Below are 22689 nucleotides of genomic sequence, written 5' to 3'. Positions count from 1 at the left end.
CCACTGTGCCCGCCTGCCTCGCACGCCACGGAAGAGAGACTCACCCATGTCCTGGCTGTCCAGATTCAGCCTCGCTCAGCGGGCGCTGATCGGTCTGATGTCGATCATCGCGATCGTCTTCGGCGCCATCGCGATACCGCAGCTGAAGCAGCAACTGCTGCCCACCATCGAGTTCCCGATGGTGTCCGTGCTGGCGCCCTACCAGGGCGCGTCCCCCGACGTGGTCGAGAAGCAGGTCGTCGAACCGCTCGAGAGCAACCTCAAGGCAGTCGACGGCGTCACCGGCGTCAACTCCACGGCGAGCGAGGGCAACGCCGTGATCATGGCCCAGTTCGACTACGGCAACGACACGAAGCAACTCGTCGCCGACGTCCAGCAGGCCGTGAACCGCTCCCGCGCCCAGCTCCCCGACGACGTCGACCCGCAGGTCGTGGCCGGTTCGACGGACGACATCCCGACCGTCCTGCTCGCCGCCACCTCCGGCCTCGACCAGCAGGCGCTCGCCGACCGGCTGGAGAACAGCGTCGTCCCCGTGCTGGAGGACATCGACGGTGTCGGCCGGGTGACCGTCGACGGTGTGCGCGACCTCCAGGTCGCCGTCACGCCGGACGACAAGAAGCTCGCCGCGGCCGGCCTCGACGCCGCGGCCCTCGGCCAGGCCCTCCAGGCGGGCGGCGCGACGGTCCCGGCGGGCTCCTTCGCCGAGGACGGCCAGAGCCGCACGGTCCAGGTCGGCGGCGGCTACACCTCGCTGAAGCAGATCGAGGACCTGCGCGTCACCGCGACGCCCACCGGCCAGGGCAAGCCCCCGAAGCCGGTACGCCTCGGCGACGTCGCCACCGTGAAGGAGCAGCCCGCCGCCGCGGTCTCCATCACCCGCACCAACGGCAAGCCCAGCCTGTCGCTGGCGATCACCATGGACCAGGACGGCAGCGCCGTCGCGATCTCCGACGCCGTCAAGGACAAGCTGCCCGAGCTGCGCGACACCCTCGGCTCCGGCAGCGAGATCGCGGTCGTCTTCGACCAGGGACCGGCCGTCTCCAAGTCGATCTCCGGCCTGACCACCGAGGGCGCCCTCGGCCTGGTCTTCGCCGTGATCGTCATCCTGGTCTTCCTCGCGTCGGTCCGCTCGACGCTGGTCACCGCCGTCTCCATCCCGCTCTCCGTCGTCCTCGCGCTGATCGTGCTGTGGACCCGCGACCTGTCGCTCAACGTCCTCACGCTCGGCGCGCTGACCATCGCGATCGGCCGCGTCGTCGACGACTCGATCGTGGTCCTGGAGAACATCAAGCGGCACCTCGCGTACGGCGAGGAGCGGCACTCGGCGATCATCACCGCCGTCAAGGAGGTGGCCGGGGCCGTCACCGCCTCGACGCTCACCACGGTGGCCGTCTTCCTGCCGATCGGCCTGGTCGGCGGCATGGTGGGCCAGCTGTTCGGTTCGTTCTCCCTCACCGTCACGGCGGCCCTGCTCGCCTCGCTGCTGGTCTCCCTCACCGTGGTGCCGGTCTTCTCGTACTGGTTCCTGGGCGCCCCCAAGGGCTCCGAGGGCGCCGACGCGGCAGAGGTGCGCCGCACGGCGGAGGAGAAGGAGGCGCGCAGCCCGCTGCAGCGGATGTACGTCCCGGTCCTGCGCTTCGCGACCCGACGCCGCCTCACCAGCCTGGCCATCGCGGTCGTCGTCCTCATCGGCACGTTCGCCATGGCGCCGCTGCTGAAGACCAACTTCCTCGACGAGGGCGAGCAGGACACCCTGTCCGTCACCCAGGAGCTGAAGCCGGGCACCAGCCTCGAGATGGCCGACCAGGCGGCCCTGAAGGTCGAGAAGGCGCTCGACTCCATCGACACGATCAAGGACTACCAGGTCACCGTCGGCTCCTCCGGGTTGGCGGCCGCCTTCGGCGGCGGCACGGGCGCCAACCAGGCGACGTACCAGCTGACCCTGAAGGACGCCTCGGACAACGAGGCCACCCAGAAGCGGATCGACGAGGAGCTGGGCAAGCTCGACGGCATCGGCGACACCACGATCGGCGCGGGCGGCGGTTTCGGCAGCCAGGACCTGAGCGTCGTGGTCAAGGCCGGTGACGGCGAGGTGCTGAAGAAGGCGTCCGAGCAGGTTCGGGACGCGGTCGCGAAGCTCGACGACGTCACGGACGTCCAGAGCGACCTGGCCCAGAGCGTGCCCCGGATCTCCGTCACGGCCACCGACAAGGCGGCCGCCGCAGGCTTCGACCAGCGGACCCTCGGCGCGGCCGTCACCCAGGCGGTGCGCGGCACCACCTCGGGCAAGGCGGTCATCGGCGACACCGAGCGCGACGTCGTCGTGAAGTCGGCCAGGCCGGCGACCACGATGGCCGAGCTGAAGAAGGTGAACCTCGGCCGGGTGAAGCTCGGCGACATCGCCGAGGTGAAGCTCGTCGCGGGGCCGGTCTCCAAGACCCGGATCGACGGCGCCCGCGCCGCCACGATCACGGCCAAGCCGACCGCCGACAACACGGGCGCGGTGACCGCCGCGCTGCAGACGGAGATCACCGAGCTGAAGAAGAAGCTCCCGGCGGGCGCGAGCGTCGAGATCGGCGGCGTCTCCGCCGACCAGAACGAGGCGTTCGCCCAGCTCGGCCTCGCCATGCTGGCGGCCGTCGCGATCGTGTTCATGCTGCTGGTGGCGACGTTCCGCTCGCTCGTGCAGCCGCTGATCCTGCTGGTCTCCATCCCGTTCGCGGCGACCGGCGCGATCGGCCTGCTGCTCGCCACCGGTACGCCCATGGGCGTACCGGCGATGATCGGCATGCTGATGCTCATCGGCATCGTGGTCACCAACGCGATCGTCCTGATCGACCTGATCAACCAGTACCGGGCCCAGGGCCTGGGCGTCGTCGAGGCGGTCCTGGAGGGCGGCCGGCACCGCCTGCGCCCGATCCTGATGACGGCACTGGCGACGATCTTCGCGCTGCTGCCGATGGCGCTCGGCATCACCGGCGAGGGCGGCTTCATCTCGAAGCCGCTGGCGATCGTGGTGATCGGCGGTCTGATCACCTCGACGCTGCTGACGCTGCTCCTGGTGCCGACGCTGTACGCCATGGTGGAGCTCCGCAAGGAGCGCCGCGCCGGGAAGAAGGCGGCCAAGCGCGCGGCCCGGGCGGGCGTCCCGGGCCAGGCGGACTCCGCGTCGGACGAGCAGGCCCCGGCGAAGGTCTGACCGTACGCCGCCACAGGACGGCAGCGAGCCCCGGCCCCCTCAGGGACCGGGGCTCGCCCCGTTCACGCCTCGGGGACCTCGGGCGGCCCTTCGGGGACGGGGTGCACCTCGACCGGATCGTTCCCGGGCCTGCCACCCGGGCCGGGACAGGCCGAGGCCCGCGCGGCGATCTCCAGGGCCCGTTCCTCGTCCTTGACGTCGACGACCCAGTAGCCGGCCAGGATGCGCCCCGGCGCCGCCGGACCGTCGGTCACCAGGGCCCGTCCGTCGTCCGTCGCCCGTACCGTCTTGACCATCCCGGGTCCGCCGAGGCCACGGGCCTCCACCAGCTCGCCCGCCGCGCCGATCTCCTGGTTGAGCGCGTCCATGTGCGCGAACATCGCCAGCATGTCCTCCTTGGAGAACGACGACATCAGGCCGTCCCACTCGTCGGCGGGCACGTTCATCTGGATCATGTACTCCATAGTCCTCACCCTTCCTCGTTCCACCGTCGCAGGAGGGGAGAACCGCCGCACCCCCTGACGCGGCGGGGCGTGAGGGGGTGCGGGCGGGTAGGGGGCGCGGTTAGGGCAGCGCGAGCATCCGCTCAAGCGCCAGCTTGGCGAACTGCTCGGTCTCGCGCTCGACCTCGATGCGGTTGACCAGGTTGCCCTCGGCCAGCGACTCCAGCGCCCACACTAGGTGGGGCAGGTCGATGCGGTTCATCGTCGAGCAGAAGCAGACCGTCTTGTCGAGGAAGACGACCTCCTTGTCCTCGGACGCGAACCGGTTGGCGAGCCGCTGCACCAGGTTCAGCTCGGTGCCGATGGCCCACTTGGAGCCGGCCGGAGCCGCCTCCAGCATGTTGATGATGTACTCCGTGGAGCCGACGTAGTCCGCCGCCGCCACGACCTCGTGCTTGCACTCCGGGTGCACCAGGACGTTGACGCCCGGTATGCGCTCGCGCACGTCGTTGACGGAGTCGACCGAAAAGCGCCCGTGCACCGAGCAGTGCCCGCGCCACAGGATCATCTTCGCGTTCCGCAGCTCCTCGGCGGTCAGGCCGCCGTTCGGCTTGTGCGGGTTGTACAGGACGCAGTCGTCCAGCGACATGCCCATGTCCCGCACGGCGGTGTTGCGCCCGAGGTGCTGGTCGGGAAGGAAGAGCACTTTGTCGCCCTGCTCGAAGGCCCAGTCCAGGGCCCGCTTGGCGTTCGACGAGGTGCAGATCGTGCCACCGTGCTTGCCGGTGAACGCCTTGATGTCGGCCGACGAGTTCATGTACGAGACGGGCACGACCTGCTCGGCCACTCCGGCCTCGGTCAGCACGTCCCAGCACTCGGCGACCTGCTCGGCGGTGGCCATGTCGGCCATCGAGCAGCCGGCGGCGAGGTCGGGGAGGACCACCTTCTGGTCGTCGGACGTCAGGATGTCCGCCGACTCGGCCATGAAGTGCACGCCGCAGAAGACGATGTACTCGGCCTCCGGCCTGGCGGCCGCGTCCTTGGCCAGCTTGAAGGAGTCCCCGGTCACGTCGGCGAACTGGATGACCTCGTCACGCTGGTAGTGGTGACCGAGGATGAAGACCTTGTCCCCGAGCTTCTCCTTGGCGGCGCGGGCACGCTCCACCAGGTCCGGGTCGGAGGGCGAAGGCAGGTCGCCGGGGCAGTCCACACCCCGCTCGCTCTTGGCGTCGGCCTCGCGGCCGAGCAGCAGCAGAGCGAGCGGCGACGGCTGGACGTCCAGGGGCTGGGCGGTGGTCACGACACGCACCCTTTCTTGTCTGCGAACACGCTTTTCGTCGATTTGACGTTATCTATCATAACCGCTTCACGTCACTTTGACGATGCCGATGTCGTCGATGTGACGAATTGCCGCCCGCGCCCGCCCCGTGCCCCTCTCGCACGGGGTGTGCGAGCATGAATGGGAAGACAAGCGCTCAGGCCCGGAATGAATCCGCGGTCGCGCCGGTTGCACACGTCGGCAAGCAGTCCGTACAACCCGGGAGAGATGTAGATGTCCGTTCAGGACGACAAGACCACCGTGAGCGACGGCATTCTCCTGTCCGACGCCGCCGCGGCCAAGGTCAAGGCCCTGCTGGACCAGGAAGGCCGGGAGGACCTGGCGCTGCGCGTCGCCGTCCAGCCCGGTGGCTGCTCCGGCCTGCGGTACCAGCTCTTCTTCGACGAGCGCTCGCTCGACGGCGACGTCGTGAAGGACTTCGACGGCGTCAAGGTCGTCACCGACCGCATGAGCGCCCCGTACCTGGGCGGTGCCTCCATCGACTTCGTCGACACCATCGAGAAGCAGGGCTTCACGATCGACAACCCGAACGCCACGGGCTCCTGCGCCTGCGGCGACTCGTTCAGCTAGTCGCACAGCCCGTACGGCAGAAGGCGGCCGCCCCCACCACGGGGCGGCCGCCTTCTGCCGTACGGGCGAACGCCGCGCCTACGCGCGCGGCACCCTCTCGCCGCTCCGCGCGTCGACGACCTTCCGGCCGTCCAGCGGCTTGTCGAGCTTCACCGTCTCCTTCAGCTCCTTGGCGAGCATGATGCAGACGCGGTCGGGATCCGGATTGGTCTCGGTGATCCGCACCTTCACCACCCCGTCCTCCTCGCTCGCCTTCGCGGCGTAGTCGCTGCACACGCCGCCGAAGAAGTGCAGCGTGAGCTCGCGTCCGTCGGTGCTGTACGCCTCGACCTGCCGCGGCGGCGCAGGGGGCTCCCCGCTGTCCGGCGGAGCCGGCGAGGCGGGGGGCTTCGCCAGATACTCGGGGTCGACCGCCGGGTGCGTGACGGTGAACGGCTGCGCGCCGCCGCCGGGCTTCACCTCGAAGAGCCACGACGGTACGAGCGCCTGCCGCCCGTCGACGTACTGCGCGGCCAGCCCGAAGACCGCCTTGCCCACGGGTACGGGCTTCGGCGCGGCCGGCGGCCGCTCACCGCCGGGCTCGCACGGGGCATCCGTCGTTTCGCCGCTCCGGCCCGGCTTGTCGCCGTGCGGCACGGGGGTGGCGCATCCGCCGATGCCGATCTTGCCGGCCCCCTGGCCGGCGCTGTTCAGCTGCTTCAGCGCGTCCTGCGCGCCGATCACCGGATACTCGTCGCCCTTCGTCAGGCTCTTCAACTGCCCGCTGCCGCCGACCGGTTCGCCGTCAGAGCCGATCTGGACGCCGGTCGCCCAGCCGTACGTCGGCAGCCCGCCCACCCGCGGGTCCGCGTTCACCACGCGCACCGCGCCCATCAGCTGGCGGGCGTCCAGCTCGGCGTTCTCCTGCCCCAGCGCCTTCAGCACGGGTGCGGCGGCCTCCTTCGCGGCCTTCTCGCTCACCGCGGACTCCTCGCTGCCGGGCCGGTAGGAGTCGTCGGGGCACTGCCTGCCCCGGGCGCAGTCGTCGCTGCCGGCCGGGCCGAACTTCGCGAACGTCCAGGTGCCCGGAGCCTCCTTGTTGACCTGGAGCACCGGCCCCGCGCCGTCCCTGGTGACACCGGCCTTCCACACCGTGCCCTCGACGCGCGGCTTGCCCGGTACGCCGAGCGCCTCGGCCAGCCGCGCCACCTCGGCCGCGGTGACCGTGCCCGAGGCCCGGTACACCGGGGCGGAGGCGGGCCCCTCGGGCAGCTTCCCCTCGGCGCGGTAGGTCACCCCGCCGTTCGGGTCCGGCTCACCGGGGGCGACGCCGGGCGCGTCCGCGTCCGTGTGGCCGTCGAGGTTGAGCGGCGGCGGAGTGCCGCCCCCTGCCGCCGCGCCGCTCCCCGTACCGCCGCCACCGCCCGAGGCGGTCGACGCCCAGTACGCCGCGCCGCCCCCGGCCAGCAGCACCGCTGCGGCCACTGAGGTGACGACCAGCGGGGACCGCCGCCTGCGGACGCCGGTCGCGTCCTCTTCCGGTCGCTCGTCGGTGCTCACCGCATCGCTCCTTCGGCTGCTCTGCCGTCCTGTGCCCTGTGTCGTATCCCTCACAACGGGAGTCCCTCAACGGGAGACACCGGTGGGACGGAACGGGGGAGCGTGCGGTTCCCTCACGCTCCCCTCGCGCGCCGCGGAAGCGGGTTTCAGCCCCCGTACTCGGACATCCCGCCCACCAGGCGGGCCGATGCGGGCGGCACGGTGACGCCGTGGATCAGCGAGGCCGGTACGGGAGCGGGCGCCGCCTCGGCGGGCACCGCCCAGTGCGGGACCATCCGCGCGCAGTCCCCGCGCAGTTCCTCCAGGCCGCCGGCCTGCTCGGCACGGGCGGACGACGTGGCGCTGTGCTTCTGCATGCGGAACGCTCCCGTAGCTCTGGGGGCCGCCACACCGCGGACCCGTTCCCCGCACCGTAAGCAGCCCGGGCGCACGGAAAAAAGCCCTACTATCGGGTAGTTTTGCCTCTTGGTGCGGGGAGGCTACGACCGGGTAGCGTGGACTGTCCTCACCCACCGCCCGCAGGAGCGTCCTCGCCGTGCGTATCGCAGTCACCGGCTCCATCGCCACCGACCACCTCATGACCTTCCCCGGCCGCTTCGCCGACCAGCTGGTCGCGGACCAGCTGCACACGGTCTCCCTCTCCTTCCTGGTCGACAACCTCGACGTACGCCGGGGCGGTGTCGGCGCGAACATCTGCTTCGGCATGGGCCAGCTCGGCACGGCTCCGATCCTGGTCGGCGCCGCCGGCTCGGACTTCGACGAGTACCGCGCCTGGCTCGACCGGCACGGGGTGGACACCGGCTCGGTGCGCATCTCCGAGGTCCTGCACACCGCCCGCTTCGTGTGCACGACCGACGCCGACCACAACCAGATCGGGTCGTTCTACACCGGCGCGATGAGCGAGGCGCGCCAGATCGAGCTCCAGGCGGTGGCCGAGCGGGTCGGCGGCCTCGACCTGGTGCTGATCGGCGCGGACGACCCCGAGGCGATGCTGCGCCACACCGAGGAGTGCAAGACGCGTTCCATCCCGTTCGCGGCGGACTTCTCGCAGCAGATCGCCCGCATGAGCGGGGACGACATCCGCACGCTGCTCGACGGGGCGACGTACCTCTTCTCCAACGAGTACGAGAAGGGGCTCATCGAGTCCAAGACCGGCTGGAGCGACGAGGAGATCCTCGGCAGGGTCGGGCACCGCGTCACGACGCTCGGCTCGCGCGGCGTGCGCATCGAGCGGGTCGGCGACGAGCCCGTGCTCGTGGGCTGCCCCGAGGAAGAGGGCAAGGTCGACCCCACCGGCGTCGGCGACGCCTTCCGCGCCGGCTTCCTGTCCGGGCTCGCCTGGGGCGTCGGTCTGGAGCGCGCCGCGCAGGTCGGCTGCATGCTGGCGACGCTGGTGATCGAGACGCTGGGCACGCAGGAGTACACGCTGCGCCGGGCCAATTTCATGGACCGCTTCACGAAGGCGTACGGCCACGAGGCGGCGGAAGAGGTCCGCGCCCACCTGTCCTGACCGCGCCGGGCGGCTGCCGGGCTCCCCGCCCCGTACCCCGCTCGCCGGACGCCGGACGGGCCGGAACACCGGCCCGTCCGGTGCCCGGCGCCCGCCACGGCACCGGCACCGGGCTGGGCGGCAGCGGGCCACCCGCGCCGACGCCCCCGCCCCGTCAGCTCACGCGCCGCACCACATACGCCGCGCCGCGCTCCGCCGCCCGCTCCCCGACGTACTCCTGCCCCCGCATCCCGCACCACGCCGGAATGTCCAGCCGGGCCGCCTCGTCGTCCGAGAGCACGGTCACCGTGCCGCCGACGGGCACGTCGCCGATCACCTTCGCCAGCTCGATCACCGGAATCGGACACCGCTTGCCGAGCGAGTCCACGACGAGCGACGACGCCTCGGACGACGCCGAGGACGCCGAAGACGACGCAGACACCGCGGCGGCCGCCGCGCCCAGCCGCTCCCGCACCCCGGAGACCGTCCGCGGCAGCACGTCCAGGAAGCGGTCCACGTCCTGCGCCGTCGTCCCGGCCGGAAGCGAGACCCGGACATTGCCCTCCGTCAGCACGCCCATCGCCCGCAGCACATGGCTCGGGGTGAGTGTGCTGCTCGTGCACGACGAACCGGACGACACGGAGAAACCGGCCCGGTCCAGCTCGTGCAGCAGCGCCTCCCCGTCGACGTACAGACACGAGAACGTGACCACGTGCGGCAGCCGCCGCACGGGATCGCCCACGACCTCCACATCCGGTACGAGCTCGGGCACCCGCAGCCGGATCCGGTCCACCAGCTCCCTCAACCGCGCCGCCTCGCCCGCCGCCTCGTCCCGCACGGCCCGCAGCGAAGCCGCCGCCGCCACGATCGCGGGCAGGTTCTCGAAGCCCGGAGCCCGTCCCGACTCCCGCTCGTCGGCCGGACCCTGGGCGGCGAACCGCACCCCCTTGCGCACCACCAGCAGGCCGACCCCCGCCGGCCCGCCCCACTTGTGCGCACTGGCGGTCAGCAGCGACCAGTCGCCCTCCACCGGCCCCCACCCCAGCGACTGCGCGGCGTCCACCAGGAGCGGCACACCCACCGCCCGGCACTGCTGTGCGATTTCGGCCACCGGCTGCTCCGTGCCGACCTCGTGGTTCGCGGACTGGAGGCAGGCCAGTGCGGTGTCCTCGCGCAGCTCCCGCGCGTACGCCCCGGGGTCCACCCGGCCCGTCCGGTCGACCGGGACCTGCGTCGTCGTACCGCCCGCGGCCTCGTGTCCGGCGGCCGCATGCAGCACCGACGAGTGCTCGACGGCGGAGACGACCAGGTGCCGGCCGACACGCCGGCGCGCGGCCAGCGCGCCGGCCGTCCCGGTGTGCACCGCGCGCGTCCCGGAGGAGGTGAAGACGAGCTCGTCGGGGCGGCACCCCACGGCCTGGGCCGCCGCCTCGCGCGCCGCGTCGAGCAGCAGCCGGGCACGCCGGCCCTCGCGGTAGAGGCGGGACGGGTCGGCCCACCCCTCGTCCAGCGAGGCCATAAGGGCCTGCCGGGCGACGGGGTGCAGCGGGGCGGAGGAGGCGGCGTCGAAGTAGGGCACACCGCCACGCTAATCCCCGCCGCCGCGACGCCGCGCCCCACCGCGGGCCGGGTGGCGGGGAGGGGTGCCGGAGGGCCGGCCGGATGCCGGGTCAGACGGCGGGCGGAGGACCGGATTCCACCGAGAAGCCACCCCTTCGGGGAGGGGTACGGCGCGTTGGGCACCCTCCCCGCGCGACCCCAAATAGCGTCCAGTAGGGTTTGGTCCGCATAAACATCCAAACCCCTGCCCGCGTCAGGGCCGGCGACCGACCAGCGAGACGGCCGCGACCCACCGCGCGGGCGAGACTCTCGGGAAGGCGCTACGTGAGTCCCAACGGCTCCGACCGCTCGTCGCGGCGCCCGATGCGGCGGAAGCTGCTCCAGGTGCTGACCGCGGGCGTGGTCCTGGCGACCGCCTCTGGTTGCTCGTACACATGGGAAGACTTCCCCCGGCTCGGGATGCCTACCCCGGTCACCGAAGAGGCTCCCAGGATTCTCTCCCTCTGGCAGGGCTCGTGGGCGGCAGCGCTCATCACGGGCGTCCTGGTGTGGGGTCTGATCCTGTGGAGCGTCATCTTCCACCGGCGTAGCCGCACCAAGGTCGAAGTACCTCCGCAGACCCGGTACAACATGCCCATCGAGGCGCTGTACACCGTGGTCCCGCTCATCATCGTCTCGGTCCTCTTCTACTTCACCGCGCGCGACGAGTCCAAGCTCCTCGCGCTCGAGGACAAGCCGGCCCACACCATCAACGTGGTCGGCTTCCAGTGGAGCTGGGGCTTCAACTACGTGGAGAACGTGGACGGCGACGCCGCCACGGGCGTGAAGCTCCCCAAGGAGCTCAACGCGATCCCGGACAACTACACCAAGCAGTTCCCCGAAGGGGCCGAGGGCGTACACGCGGTCGGCACTCCGGGCGAGCGGAACCCGCAGAACGGCAACCCGGGTCCGACCCTGTGGCTGCCGAAGGGCGAGAAGGTCCGCTTCGTCCTGACGTCCCGCGACGTCATCCACTCCTTCTGGGTGGTGCCGTTCCTGATGAAGCTGGACGTCATCCCCGGCCACACCAACGTCTTCGAAGTGACTCCCTCGCGTGAGGGCACCTTCCGGGGCAAGTGCGCCGAGCTCTGCGGTGTCGACCACTCCCGGATGCTCTTCAACGTGAAGGTCGTCTCCCCGGAGCGGTACCAGCAGCACCTCAAGGAGCTGGCGGAGAAGGGCCAGACCGGCTACATCCCGTCCGGTATCGAGCAGACCGACCCGGCCAGGAATGCGGAGACGAACAAACTGTGAGCATCCTCAACGAACCCAAGGGTGCCGCGGCGGCAGACGGCTCGTCCTACGAGAACGAACTGCCGGTACGGCGCAAGCAGCCGGGAAACGTCGTCGTCAAGTGGATGACCACCACTGACCACAAGACCATCGGCTCGCTCTACCTGATCACGTCGTTCGTGTTCTTCTGCGTCGGCGGCCTGATGGCGCTCTTCATGCGCGCCGAACTGGCCCGTCCCGGCACGCAGATCATGTCGAACGAGCAGTTCAACCAGGCGTTCACGATGCACGGCACGATCATGCTGCTGATGTTCGCGACGCCGCTGTTCGCCGGATTCGCGAACTGGATCATGCCGCTGCAGATCGGCGCGCCCGACGTGGCGTTCCCGCGGCTGAACATGTTCGCGTACTGGCTCTACCTCTTCGGCTCGATCATCGCGGTGGCCGGCTTCCTCACCCCGCAGGGTGCAGCCGACTTCGGCTGGTTCGCCTACGCCCCGCTGTCGGACGCGGTCCGCTCGCCGGGCGTCGGCGCCGACATGTGGATCATGGGTCTGGCCTTCTCCGGCTTCGGCACGATCCTCGGCTCGGTCAACTTCATCACCACGATCATCTGCATGCGCGCACCCGGCATGACGATGTTCCGTATGCCGATCTTCACCTGGAACGTGCTGCTGACCGGTGTCCTGGTCCTGCTCGCCTTCCCGGTGCTGGCGGCGGCTCTCTTCGCGCTGGAGGCGGACCGCAAGTTCGGTGCGCACATCTTCGACGCGGCCAACGGCGGAGCACTGCTGTGGCAGCACCTCTTCTGGTTCTTCGGACACCCAGAGGTGTACATCATCGCGCTGCCGTTCTTCGGCATCATCTCCGAGGTGATCCCGGTCTTCAGCCGCAAGCCGATGTTCGGTTACATCGGTCTGATCGGCGCGACGATCGCGATCGCCGGCCTCTCGGTCACGGTGTGGGCGCACCACATGTACGTCACGGGCGGCGTGCTGTTGCCGTTCTTCTCGTTCATGACCTTCCTGATCGCGGTACCGACCGGTGTGAAGTTCTTCAACTGGATCGGCACCATGTGGAAGGGCTCACTGTCCTTCGAGACCCCGATGCTCTGGGCCGTCGGCTTCCTGATCACCTTCACCTTCGGTGGTCTGACCGGCGTCATCCTGGCCTCGCCCCCGATGGACTTCCACGTCTCAGACTCGTACTTCGTCGTCGCGCACTTCCACTACGTCATCTTCGGCACCGTGGTCTTCGCGATGTTCTCCGGATTCCACTTCTGGTGGCCGAAGTTCACGGGCAAGATGCTGGACGAGCGCCTGGGCAAGATCACCTTCTGGACGCTGTTCGTGGGCTTCCACGGCACGTTCCTGGTGCAGCACTGGCTCGGCGCCGAGGGCATGCCGCGCCGTTACGCGGACTACCTCGCCGCCGACGGCTTCACCCTGCTGAACACGATCTCGACGATCGCCTCGTTCCTGCTGGGTCTGTCGATGCTCCCGTTCTTCTACAACGTCTGGAAGACCGCGAAGTACGGCAAGAAGATCGAGGTCGACGACCCGTGGGGCTACGGCCGTTCGCTGGAGTGGGCGACGTCCTGCCCGCCCCCGCGGCACAACTTCCTCACGCTGCCGCGGATCCGTTCCGAATCCCCGGCCTTCGACCTGCACCACCCTGAGATCGCCGCTCTCGAGCAGCTCGAGAACCACGGACAGAAGGACACCGCGCTGTTCGGCGGCAAGGAGGTCGGCAAGTGAAGATCCAGGGAAAGATGTTCATCTGGTTGAGCATCTTCATCCTCGCCATGGCGATCGTCTATGGCGTGTGGTCGAAGGAGCCCGCCGGCACCACGGCGCTCTTCCTGGCCTTCGGCCTGAGCATCATGATCGGCTACTACCTGGCCTTCACGGCCAAGCGTGTCGACGCGATGGCCCAGGACAACAAGGAGGCCGACGTGGCGGACGAGGCCGGTGACGTCGGCTTCTTCTCGCCGCACAGCTGGCAGCCGCTCTCGCTGGCCATCGGAGGCGCGTTCGCCTTCCTCGGCGTCGCCATGGGCTGGTGGCTGCTGTTCTTCTCCGCGCCGTTGATCCTGATCGGCCTGTTCGGCTGGGTCTTCGAGTACTACCGGGGCGAGAACCAGAACCAGTAGAAGCACCCGCGACACGCCCGAGGGGCCCGTCCACCTGCACAGCAGGCGGACGGGCCCCTCGTTTGGCATCTCCCGGCGCGCCGTACACGCGAAATGTTCTTAATGTGTGATCATGACCCATTCACCTCGACTCCGGACGGTTCTGAGCTGTTCCCTGCTGATCGCGTCCCTCGCGGCGGCCGGGACGGCGTGCAGCGGGTCCGGTGACGGCCATCCGCTCTCCGCGGCGCCGTACGACGCGGCGGACCAGGTCTCCTTCAACGCGGACTCGGGCACGTCGAAGGCCGACCCCGAGAAGCCCCTGGAGATCACCGCCAGGAACAAGGACGGCCGGATCACGGACGTGACGGCCTCCGACGCCTCAGGGCGCTACCTGGCGGGAGAACTCTCCGCCGACGGCTCCCGCTGGCACAGCACCGCCCCGCTGGCCGCGGGAGCGCGCTACACGGTCAAGGTCGCCACCGAGGACGAGGACGGCGCGCCCGGCGCCCGCACCCTCACCTTCGAGACCTCCGTCCCGCCGAGGAAGCGCCTGCAGGTCACCTTCGGCCCCAAGGCCGGCACGTACGGCGTCGGCCAGCCGGTCACCGCCGAACTCAGCGCCCCCGTCAAGGGCGCGGCGGCCAGAGCGGTCGTGGAACGCGCCCTGAAGGTGCGTTCCGAGCCGGCGGTGCAGGGGTCCTGGCACTGGGTGGACGACAAGAAACTGCACTTCCGTCCGAAGGAGTACTGGCCCGCCAACGCCACGATCACGGCGCGCAGCACCCTGGACGGCATCAAGGTCGCCGACCGGCTCTACGGCGGCCCGGTCAAGCCGCTGCGGATCACCACGGGGGACCGGGTGGAGGCCATCACCGACGCCGGCTCGCACCAGATGACGGTCCTGCGCAACGGCAAGGTGATCAACACCATTCCGGTGACCACGGGCAAGCCCGGTTTCTCCACCCGCAACGGCGTCAAGGTCGTACTGGGCAAGGAGTACTTCGTACGCATGCGCGGAACGACCGTCGGCATCGCGGAGGGCTCGGCGGACTCGTACGACCTGCCCGTGTACTACGCGACGCGGGTCACCTGGAGCGGGGAGTACGTCCATGCCGCGCCCTGGTCCGTCGGCTCGCAGGGGTCCGCCAACGTCAGCCACGGCTGCACCGGCATGAGCACCAGCAACGCCGAGTGGTTCTTCAAGACCGTCCGCGAGGGCGACATCGTCAAGGTCGTGAACAGCGCCGGCGACATGATGGCCCCGTTCGGCAACGGCTTCGGCGACTGGAACCTGCCCTGGGACAAGTGGCGCAAGGGCAGCGCCCTGATGACAGGGGTCAGGGAAGGCGGAGACCCCGTCGACGCGGCCAGGCTGCGGCCGGAGGTCTGACGGGGCCCCGCGCCGGTGTCACGCCTCTACGGCGAGCCTGCCGCGCAGCAGCGCGGCCAGGGCGTCCGCGAACTCCACAGGATCCACCGGAAGGGTCACAGCGCTCTCGGCGCGGCTCCAGGTGGCCAGCCAGGAGTCCTGCGGGCGCCCGATCAGCAGCAGCACGGGCGGGCAGTTGAAGACCTCGTCCTTGATCTGCCGGCAGACGCCCATGCCGCCCGCGGGCGCCGCCTCGCCGTCCAGCACGCAGACGTCGACACCGCCCTCGTTCAGCGCCGTGAGGACCGCCGGCAGCGTGGCGCACTCCAGGAACTCGACCGGCGGCACGTCCGCGGCGGGCCTGCGACCCGCCGCCAGCCGCACCTGTTCACGGGTGTGCGCGTTGTCGCTGTAGACCAGGACCGTGGCGGCCATTGTTCCTCCATGCATCGAGGAGCCCTCGAAGGCTCGGTGTTGGATCAGGAACCGATGCGCGGATGCTACTCCGTCCGACAACCGGTCAGCAGGGGTTCGTTCACGCCTTCGACGGTACCTCCGATGGGCCGTTCGGCTCAGGTCGCAGCGCCTTCTCAGAGCATGGACACACCGAATGGCACCCCCGGGAGTGAGGGCGGGATAAGCGACCGACATAATGTCGGTCGTGGCGACAGCAACGACAGTAGATACCGGGCACGCGCACCCGTCGGTCAATCGACCGAACCTCACCAGCGTCGGAACCATCATCTGGCTGAGTTCCGAGCTGATGTTCTTCGCGGCCCTCTTCGCGATGTACTTCACCCTGCGATCGGTGACGGGTCCCGAGTTCTGGAAGACACAGGCGGAACACCTGAACTTCCCGTTCTCGGCGACGAACACCACGATCCTGGTGCTCTCCTCCCTCACCTGCCAGCTCGGCGTCTTCGCCGCCGAGCGCGGGGACGTGAAGAAGCTCCGGGCGTGGTTCATCATCACGTTCGTGATGGGTGCGATCTTCATCGGAGGCCAGGTCCTCGAGTACACCGAGCTGGTGAAGGACGCGGGCCTCTCGCTCTCGTCCGACCCGTACGGCTCGGTGTTCTACCTGACGACCGGCTTCCACGGACTGCATGTGACGGGCGGACTCATCGCCTTCCTGCTGGTCCTGGGCCGTACATACGCGGCCAAGAGATTCACCCATGAGCAGGCAACCGCCGCCATCGTCGTGTCCTACTACTGGCACTTCGTCGATGTCGTCTGGATCGGCCTCTTCGCCACGATCTACATGATCAAGTAGGTCGGGTCCGAAACCCGGCCCACATCCAGCACCATCGACGCAGAAGATCCTGACACCGGGGTAATCCGTGAAAAAGCTCTCCGCACGACGACGCCATCCGCTGGCGGCGGTCGTCGTCCTACTCCTCGCGCTGGCGGCCACCGGGGGGCTGTACGCCGCGTTCGCGCCCGCGGGCAAGGCCCAGGCCGACGAAACCGCCCAGTCCCTCGCCATCGAGGAGGGCAAGAAGCTCTACGCCACTGGCTGCTCCAGCTGCCACGGCACCGGCGGTCAGGGCGGCAGCGACGGCCCGTCCCTGGTGGGCGTCGGCTCTGCCGCAGTGGACTTCCAGGTCGGCACCGGCCGTATGCCGGCGCAGCAGCCCGGCGCCCAGGTGCCGGAGAAGCCGCGCATCTATTCGCAGGCCGAGATCGACCAGCTCGCCGCGTACGTCGCTTCCCTCGGAGCCGGCCCGATCACGCCGACCGAGAAGCAGTACAGCCCTGAGGGTGCGGACATCGCCAAGGGTGGCGACCTGTTCCGCACCAACTGCGCCCAGTGCCACAACTTCACGGGCGAGGGCGGTGCCCTGACGAACGGCAAGTACGCCCCGAGCCTTGAAGACGTGAGCCCGAAGCACCTCTACGAGGCCATGCAGACCGGCCCGCAGAACATGCCGTCCTTCCCCGACACGACGATGCCGGAGCAGCAGAAGAAGGACATCATCGCGTACGTCAAGACGGTGAACGGCGAGGAGACGGAGACCCCCGGCGGCTTCGCGCTGGGCGGCCTCGGCCCCGTCAGCGAGGGTCTGTTCGGCTGGATCTTCGGACTCGGTTCGCTGATCGCCGTCGCCGTCTGGGTCGCGGCCCACACCGCTAAGGCCAAGAAGTCATGAGTAGCCAAGAGATTCCAGAGAAGAACCTGCCCAGTGAGCAGGACACCGCGCACGGCGCGGTAGCCGTGGCGGAGGACCCGTTCGCGGACCCGGGGCTGCCGCCCCACAAGCCGCGTATCCAGGACATCGACGAGCGGGCCGCCAAGCGCTCCGAGCGCACGGTCGCCCTCCTGTTCACGCTGTCCATGCTGTCCACGATCGGCTTCATCGCCTCCTTCGTGGCGTTCCCGGTCGAGAAGATCGTGTACGTCTGGCCGCTCGGCCACGTCAGCGCGCTGAACCTCTCGCTGGGTGTGACGCTCGGCCTCGCCCTCTTCTGCATCGGCGCGGGAGCGGTCCACTGGGCCCGCACCCTGATGTCCGACGTCGAGGTCGCCGACGACCGTCACCCGATCGAGGCCGACCCGGTCGTCAAGGCCAAGGTCATGTCGGACTTCGCGGCCGGCGCCGAGGAGTCCGCGATCGGCCGGCGCAAGCTGATCCGCACCACGATGTTCGGCGCGCTGGCCATGGTGCCGCTCTCCGGTGTGGTCCTGCTGCGCGACCTGGGCCCGCTGCCCGAGGAGAAGCTCCGCCACACGCTGTGGGGCAAGGGCAAGCAGCTCATCAACATGAACACGAACGAGCCGCTGCGTCCCGAGGACGTCGCGGTCGGTTCGCTGACCTTCGCCAAGCCGGAAGGCCTGGAAGAGGACAACCACGAGTTCAACAACGAGATCGCCAAGGCCGCCCTGATGATCGTCCGGCTCCAGCCGCAGGACATCAAGGACAAGCGCGAGCTCGACTGGTCCCACCAGGGCATCGTGGCGTTCTCGAAGATCTGCACCCACGTCGGCTGCCCGATCAGCCTGTACGAGCAGCAGACGCATCACGTGCTCTGCCCGTGCCACCAGTCCACTTTCGACCTCTCCGACGGTGCGCGCGTCATCTTCGGCCCGGCCGGCCACGCCCTCCCGCAGCTGCGGATCGGCGTGAATGACGAAGGATTCCTCGAAGCGCTCGGCGACTTCGAAGAGCCCGTCGGTCCTAGTTTCTGGGAGCGCGGATGAGCACCGTGACTGACGAAAAGCGCAAGGCGCCCGCAGGCGAGCGGGTCGCCGACTGGGCGGACGGCCGGCTGGGCATCTACAGCCTGGCCAAGGCCAACATGCGCAAGATCTTCCCGGACCACTGGTCCTTCATGCTCGGTGAGATCGCGCTCTACAGCTTCATCATCATCATCCTCACGGGTGTGTACCTGACGCTGTTCTTCCACCCGAGCATGAACGAGGTCGTGTACCACGGCTCGTACGTGCCGATGCAGGGCATCCGGATGACGGAGGCCTACGCGTCGACCCTGGAGATCAGCTTCGACGTCCGCGGCGGTCTGCTCATCCGGCAGATCCACCACTGGGCGGCGCTGATCTTCCTCGCGGCGATGTTCGTGCACATGATGCGCGTGTTCTTCACGGGCGCGTTCCGCAAGCCCCGTGAGATCAACTGGCTGTTCGGCTTCCTGCTGTTCGTCCTGGGCATGTTCACCGGTTTCACCGGCTACTCGCTCCCGGACGACCTGCTCTCCGGCACCGGTGTCCGCTTCACGCAGGGCGCGATCCTGGCGACGCCCGTCGTCGGCACGTACATCTCGTTCTTCCTGTTCGGCGGCGAGTTCCCGGGCCACGACATGGTGGCGCGGTTCTACTCGATCCACATCCTGCTGCTGCCGGGCATCATGCTCGGCCTCGTGGTGGCGCACCTGATCCTGGTCTTCTACCACAAGCACACGCAGTTCGCGGGTCCCGGCCGTACGAACAAGAACGTCGTCGGCATGCCGCTGCTGCCGGTCTACATGGCCAAGGCCGGAGGCTTCTTCTTCCTGGTCTTCGGTGTCATCGCGGCCATCGCCGGTCTGTTCACGATCAACCCGGTCTGGGCGCTCGGCCCGTACCGTCCGGACCAGGTGTCCACCGGCGCCCAGCCCGACTGGTACATGGGCTTCGCCGAGGGTCTGATCCGTGTCATGCCCGGCTGGGAGATCAACCTGTGGGGTCACACGCTCGCCCTGGGCGTGTTCATCCCGCTGACGCTCTTCGGTCTGGTCCTCGTCGCGCTGGCGGTCTACCCGTTCATCGAGTCGTGGGTCACCGGTGACAAGCGCGAGCACCACATCCTGGACCGGCCGCGCAACGCGCCGACCCGGACCGCGCTGGGCGTCGCCTGGATCACCGGTTACGTGATCATGCTCCTGGGTGGCGGCAACGACATCTTCGCCACGCACTTCCACCTGTCGATCAACTCGATCACCTGGTTCGTCCGGATCTCCTACTTCGTGGGCCCGGTCCTGGCGTTCGTGATCACCCGGCGGATCTGCCTCGGCCTTCAGCGCCGCGACAAGGACAAGGTGCTGCACGGACGCGAGTCCGGCATCATCAAGCGCCTGCCGCACGGTGAGTTCGTCGAGGTCCACGAGCCGCTCAGCCGGCAGCAGCTCCACACGCTCACGGCGCACGAGCAGTACGCGCCGGCCGAGATCGGCCCGTCGGTCGACGAGAACGGCGTCGAGCGCAAGGTGACGCGCGGCCAGAAGCTCCGGGCCAAGCTGAGCAAGGGCTACTACGGCGAGGGGAACCAGATCCCCAAGCCGACCGCCGACGAGTACAAGGAGATCACCAGCGGCCACGGCCACCACTGATCTCCGACCGTCAGGTCGCCACAGCGGGAGCCCCGTCCATTCGTCGGACGGGGCTCTTCGCCGTCCGCCCGGCTGGATAGGGTAGGAGCCATCCTTACTGGCTGTGGACCCTGGAGCGGACCATGAACGTTGTGACCCCGGTCGGCGGCGACAGCGTGGCGGCCGGCTCCTGGCCGGATGTCCTGAACGCCCTGCTGCGCGGCGAGGACCTCTCCGCCGACGACACGGCGTGGGCCATGGACCGCATCATGAGCGGCGAGGCCACCGACGCCCAGATCGCCGGCTTCGCGGTCGCGCTGCGGGCCAAGGGGGAGACGGTCGGCGAGGTCACCGGTCTGGTCCGGGCGATGTACGCCCATGCCAACACCATCGAGGTGCCGGGCCGTACGGTCGACATCGTCGGCACCGGCGGCGACCTCGCCAAGACGGTCAACATCTCCACCATGTCGGCGATCGTCGTCGCGGGCACCGGCGCCAAGGTCGTCAAGCACGGCAACAGGGCCGCCTCGTCCGCGAGCGGCGCCTCGGACGTCCTGGAGAAGCTCGGCGTCAACCTGGAGCTGACGCCCCGGCGTGTCGCCGAGGTGGCCGAGGAGGCGGGCATCACCTTCTGCTTCGCCGTGAAGTTCCACCCCGCCCTGCGGTACGCCGCGAAGGCGCGCAAGGAGCTGGGCGCGCAGACGACGTTCAACATTCTCGGCCCGCTGACGAACCCCGCGCGGGTGAAGGCCCAGGCGGTCGGCGTCGCCGACGCCCGGATGGCCCCCATCGTGGCCGGCGTGCTCGCCGAACGGGGGAATTCCGCGCTCGTCTTCCGCGGTGACGACGGCCTCGACGAGCTGACGACGACGGCGACCTCGCGGGTGTGGGCTGTACGGGACGGGGCGGTGACGGAGCAGACCTTCGACCCGCGCGACGTGGGCCTGGAGATCGTGCCCGTCGAGGCGCTGCGCGGCGCGGACGCGTCGTACAACGCGGACGTCGCCCGGCGGCTGCTGGCCGGTGAGACCGGTCCGGTGCGCGATGCCGTGCTGCTGAACACGGCGGCGGCGCTGGTCGCCCTGGATCCGTCCGACGCGTCGCTGAACGAGCAGCTCGCGGCCGGGATCGCCAAGGCCGCCGAGTCGATCGACTCGGGGGCGGCGCGCGCGGCGCTGGAGCGCTGGGTGGCGGCCAGCAACAGCTGAACACGGTTGTGCTCGACGCGAGGCGCGGTCCGCGGAGTCCCTTTCGGGTCTCAGGAAGCGGACCGCGCCTTGCGTCGTCCTGATCTTGTGGCAAGATGCTTGACAGGTCATGAGTGACAGCGTTTTGGCCCCGGCTTGCTGTCCGGCAACCCTCCGTCCGTGGCGGGGTGCCCCGGGTGAAGACCAGGTCGTGGACAGAAAGGTCCACGGCAAGCGCGGACCCCTGCACACCCTGGGGTCCTGGTCCTCAAGGGAGCAGTCTCGTGAGCAAGCGAATGCGATAGGGCTCGAAGCCCCCTTCCGCGCACCCTTTTTCTCTTCTCCTGCGCTGCCGCGCGTCGTCGCCGGCGCAGTGAATTCGCCTGCCCCACACGGGAGTTCGCCATGTCTGTCTCCAGCGCTGTCACCGACCACGCCGTTTGTTCTCCTCTGCCCGTTCTCGGCCACGATGTCCGCGTGCCGCTCGTGACCGGTGGCGAGGTCACCTACGCCGCCCTCGACTACGCCGCCAGCGCCCCGGCCCTCCAGCGCGTGTGGGACGACGTGGCGGCGTACGCGCCGTACTACGGCAGCGTGCACCGGGGCGCGGGCTACCTCTCGCAGCTGTCGACGGACCTCTTCGAGAACAGCCGCGCCACCGTCGCCGAGTTCCTCGGCTGCCGCGAGGACGACCAGGTCGTCTTCACCCGCTCCACGACCGACTCGCTCAGCCTGCTGGCCGCGGCCCTGCCCGCCGACTGCCAGGTGTTCGTCTTCGAGACCGAGCACCACGCCTCGCTGCTGCCCTGGCGCGACGCGCGGGTCGACTACCTGAACGCGCCGCGCACTCCGGCCCAGGCGGTCGAGACGCTGGAGCGCGCGCTGGCCGACCGCGACCCCCACGGTCCGGCCCTGGTGTGCGTCACCGGCGCCTCGAACGTCACCGGTGAGCTGTGGCCCGTGAAGGAACTCGCCGCCGCGGCCCACGCCCACGGCGCGCGCATCGTGCTGGACGCCGCCCAGCTCGCGCCCCACCACCCGCTGGACATTGCCGAGCTGGACGTCGACTGGGTGGCCTTCTCCGGGCACAAGCTGTACGCGCCGTTCGGCTCCGGCGTCCTCGCGGGCCGCGCCGACTGGCTGCGGAGCGCCGAGCCGTACCTCGCGGGCGGCGGCGCCTCGCGCAAGGTCGCCCGCCGCGCGGACGGCGGCGTGGACGTCGAGTGGCACACCACGGCCGCCCGCCACGAGGCCGGATCGCCCAACGTCATCGGCGTGTACGCGATCGCCTCCGCCTGCAAGGCGCTCACCGAGGTCGGCTTCGACTCCCTGGTCGAGCGCGAGCAGCGGCTCGTGACGAAGGTGCGGGAGGGGCTGGCCGAGGTGGACGCCGTCCGGGTGCTGTCGCTCTTCGGGGACGACGCCCCGCGCGTCGGCGTCATCTCGTTCGTCGTCGACGGCTGGAACAGCTCGCACTTCGCCGCGGCGCTCTCCGCCGAGTACGGGATCGGCGTACGGGACGGCCTGTTCTGCGCGCACCCGCTGGTCCGCACGCTGCTCGGCAGCGACCCGCAGGACCCGGGGGAGTGCGGCGCCCCGGAGGCGGAGCCGGGTGAGCGGTCGCTGAACGCGATCCGCGTGAGTTTCGGCGCCGGTACGCCCGAAGAGCACGTCGAGCGGTTCGTCGGCGCGGTCAAGGAGCTCGTCAGGGACGGCGCGAAGTGGAACTACCGCACCGAGGAAGGCCGCTGCGTCCCGGCGGTCTGACCGCCCCCGGGCCCGTACGCC

At 69.7% G+C, this 22689-nt stretch carries 19 protein-coding genes and 1 riboswitch; of the genes, 13 read left to right on the top strand and 6 right to left on the bottom strand.

Features of this window, described 5'->3' with window-relative positions; genetic code table 11:
* Positions 1–46 precede the first annotated feature (46 nt).
* Entirely contained in the window at positions 47–3199 is a 3153-nt protein-coding gene (locus AC07FK_RS06810; protein ID WP_479103212.1) for an efflux RND transporter permease subunit, read from the top strand.
* A gap of 62 nt (positions 3200–3261) precedes the next feature.
* Here AC07FK_RS06810 and AC07FK_RS06805 read toward each other — a convergent pair whose 3' ends face one another.
* Both AC07FK_RS06805 and nadA read right to left on the bottom strand, forming a co-directional pair.
* Positions 3262–3663 carry a YciI family protein gene (locus AC07FK_RS06805; protein WP_479103210.1) on the bottom strand — a complete coding sequence of 134 codons (402 nt, stop codon included), beginning with the start codon at positions 3661–3663 and terminating at the stop codon, positions 3262–3264.
* Positions 3664–3763: 100 nt separating this feature from the next.
* On the bottom strand, positions 3764–4951 hold the full coding sequence (nadA, locus tag AC07FK_RS06800) for a quinolinate synthase NadA (RefSeq protein ID WP_479103209.1): 1188 nt from the start codon (positions 4949–4951) through the stop codon (positions 3764–3766).
* 243 nt (positions 4952–5194) lie between these two features.
* Between nadA and AC07FK_RS06795 the strand changes: the two genes are divergently transcribed.
* The gene (locus tag AC07FK_RS06795) at positions 5195–5551 is read left to right on the top strand and encodes an iron-sulfur cluster assembly accessory protein (protein ID WP_028811387.1); all 357 of its coding nucleotides are present in this window, start codon (positions 5195–5197) and stop codon (positions 5549–5551) included.
* 78 nt (positions 5552–5629) lie between these two features.
* Here AC07FK_RS06795 and AC07FK_RS06790 read toward each other — a convergent pair whose 3' ends face one another.
* Complete coding sequence (locus AC07FK_RS06790) at positions 5630–7090, bottom strand: hypothetical protein (RefSeq protein ID WP_479103206.1); 1461 nt, start codon at positions 7088–7090, stop codon at positions 5630–5632.
* 146 nt (positions 7091–7236) lie between these two features.
* Complete coding sequence (locus tag AC07FK_RS06785) at positions 7237–7446, bottom strand: hypothetical protein (RefSeq protein WP_479103204.1); 210 nt, start codon at positions 7444–7446, stop codon at positions 7237–7239.
* A gap of 179 nt (positions 7447–7625) precedes the next feature.
* Here AC07FK_RS06785 and AC07FK_RS06780 point away from each other — a divergent pair, with 179 nt between their 5' ends.
* Entirely contained in the window at positions 7626–8600 is a 975-nt protein-coding gene (locus AC07FK_RS06780; RefSeq protein ID WP_479103202.1) for a carbohydrate kinase family protein, read from the top strand.
* Positions 8601–8754: 154 nt separating this feature from the next.
* Here the strand turns inward: AC07FK_RS06780 and AC07FK_RS06775 are convergent, their stop codons facing one another.
* Entirely contained in the window at positions 8755–10158 is a 1404-nt protein-coding gene (locus AC07FK_RS06775) for an aminotransferase class V-fold PLP-dependent enzyme (protein ID WP_479103201.1), read from the bottom strand.
* A 305-nt stretch (positions 10159–10463) separates the two neighbouring features.
* On the opposite strand from AC07FK_RS06775, the gene ctaC reads away from it, so the two are divergent.
* The 4 genes from ctaC (at position 10464) to AC07FK_RS06755 (ending at position 14935) form a co-directional block, all read left to right on the top strand.
* On the top strand, positions 10464–11432 hold the full coding sequence (gene ctaC, locus AC07FK_RS06770; protein WP_479103200.1) for an aa3-type cytochrome oxidase subunit II: 969 nt from the start codon (positions 10464–10466) through the stop codon (positions 11430–11432).
* Entirely contained in the window at positions 11429–13168 is a 1740-nt protein-coding gene (gene ctaD, locus AC07FK_RS06765; RefSeq protein WP_453406932.1) for an aa3-type cytochrome oxidase subunit I, read from the top strand. The genes ctaC and ctaD overlap by 4 nt, the downstream gene beginning before the upstream one ends.
* Positions 13165–13563, top strand: coding sequence for a cytochrome c oxidase subunit 4 (locus AC07FK_RS06760; protein WP_479103199.1), 399 nt, complete (start codon positions 13165–13167; stop codon positions 13561–13563). The genes ctaD and AC07FK_RS06760 overlap by 4 nt, the downstream gene beginning before the upstream one ends.
* A 112-nt stretch (positions 13564–13675) precedes the next feature.
* Positions 13676–14935, top strand: a complete 1260-nt coding sequence (locus AC07FK_RS06755; RefSeq protein WP_479103197.1) for a L,D-transpeptidase — start codon at positions 13676–13678, stop codon at positions 14933–14935.
* Positions 14936–14953: 18 nt separating this feature from the next.
* Here AC07FK_RS06755 and AC07FK_RS06750 read toward each other — a convergent pair whose 3' ends face one another.
* Positions 14954–15349, bottom strand: coding sequence for a hypothetical protein (locus AC07FK_RS06750; protein ID WP_479103196.1), 396 nt, complete (start codon positions 15347–15349; stop codon positions 14954–14956).
* Between the two features lie 217 nt (positions 15350–15566).
* Between AC07FK_RS06750 and ctaE the strand changes: the two genes are divergently transcribed.
* The 6 genes from ctaE (at position 15567) to AC07FK_RS06720 (ending at position 22668) form a co-directional block, all read left to right on the top strand.
* Positions 15567–16187: an aa3-type cytochrome oxidase subunit III gene (gene ctaE, locus AC07FK_RS06745; RefSeq protein WP_479103195.1), complete on the top strand. Its 621-nt coding sequence runs from the start codon at positions 15567–15569 to the stop codon at positions 16185–16187.
* 67 nt (positions 16188–16254) lie between these two features.
* Positions 16255–17064, top strand: coding sequence for a cytochrome bc1 complex diheme cytochrome c subunit (gene qcrC, locus AC07FK_RS06740; RefSeq protein WP_479103194.1), 810 nt, complete (start codon positions 16255–16257; stop codon positions 17062–17064).
* Complete coding sequence (gene qcrA, locus AC07FK_RS06735; protein WP_386715268.1) at positions 17061–18113, top strand: cytochrome bc1 complex Rieske iron-sulfur subunit; 1053 nt, start codon at positions 17061–17063, stop codon at positions 18111–18113. The genes qcrC and qcrA overlap by 4 nt, the downstream gene beginning before the upstream one ends.
* Complete coding sequence (gene qcrB / locus AC07FK_RS06730; protein ID WP_479103192.1) at positions 18110–19735, top strand: cytochrome bc1 complex cytochrome b subunit; 1626 nt, start codon at positions 18110–18112, stop codon at positions 19733–19735. The genes qcrA and qcrB overlap by 4 nt, the downstream gene beginning before the upstream one ends.
* Positions 19736–19857: 122 nt before the next feature.
* Positions 19858–20922, top strand: a complete 1065-nt coding sequence (gene trpD / locus AC07FK_RS06725; protein WP_479103191.1) for an anthranilate phosphoribosyltransferase — start codon at positions 19858–19860, stop codon at positions 20920–20922.
* Between the two features lie 105 nt (positions 20923–21027).
* Positions 21028–21144, top strand: a riboswitch (SAM riboswitch).
* A gap of 162 nt (positions 21145–21306) precedes the next feature.
* Positions 21307–22668, top strand: coding sequence for an aminotransferase class V-fold PLP-dependent enzyme (locus AC07FK_RS06720; protein WP_479103190.1), 1362 nt, complete (start codon positions 21307–21309; stop codon positions 22666–22668).
* Positions 22669–22689 lie beyond the last annotated feature (21 nt).

This window comes from Streptomyces sp. NPDC046122 (assembly GCF_056429965.1).
This window is presented reverse-complemented; position numbering and strand designations above follow the sequence as displayed.

Excerpts from the sequence above, each read along its gene's own strand:
- AC07FK_RS06810 (WP_479103212.1), top strand. The coding sequence starts at position 47 with ATGTCCTGGCTGTCCAGATTCAGCCTCGCTCAGCGGGCGCTGATCGGT.
- AC07FK_RS06805 (WP_479103210.1), bottom strand. The coding sequence starts at position 3,663 with ATGGAGTACATGATCCAGATGAACGTGCCCGCCGACGAGTGGGACGGC.
- AC07FK_RS06795 (WP_028811387.1), top strand. The coding sequence starts at position 5,195 with ATGTCCGTTCAGGACGACAAGACCACCGTGAGCGACGGCATTCTCCTG.
- AC07FK_RS06785 (WP_479103204.1), bottom strand. The coding sequence starts at position 7,446 with ATGCAGAAGCACAGCGCCACGTCGTCCGCCCGTGCCGAGCAGGCCGGC.
- AC07FK_RS06755 (WP_479103197.1), top strand. The coding sequence starts at position 13,676 with ATGACCCATTCACCTCGACTCCGGACGGTTCTGAGCTGTTCCCTGCTG.
- AC07FK_RS06750 (WP_479103196.1), bottom strand. The coding sequence starts at position 15,349 with ATGGCCGCCACGGTCCTGGTCTACAGCGACAACGCGCACACCCGTGAA.
- ctaE (WP_479103195.1), top strand. The coding sequence starts at position 15,567 with ATGTCGGTCGTGGCGACAGCAACGACAGTAGATACCGGGCACGCGCAC.
- qcrA (WP_386715268.1), top strand. The coding sequence starts at position 17,061 with ATGAGTAGCCAAGAGATTCCAGAGAAGAACCTGCCCAGTGAGCAGGAC.
- qcrB (WP_479103192.1), top strand. The coding sequence starts at position 18,110 with ATGAGCACCGTGACTGACGAAAAGCGCAAGGCGCCCGCAGGCGAGCGG.
- trpD (WP_479103191.1), top strand. The coding sequence starts at position 19,858 with ATGAACGTTGTGACCCCGGTCGGCGGCGACAGCGTGGCGGCCGGCTCC.
- AC07FK_RS06720 (WP_479103190.1), top strand. The coding sequence starts at position 21,307 with ATGTCTGTCTCCAGCGCTGTCACCGACCACGCCGTTTGTTCTCCTCTG.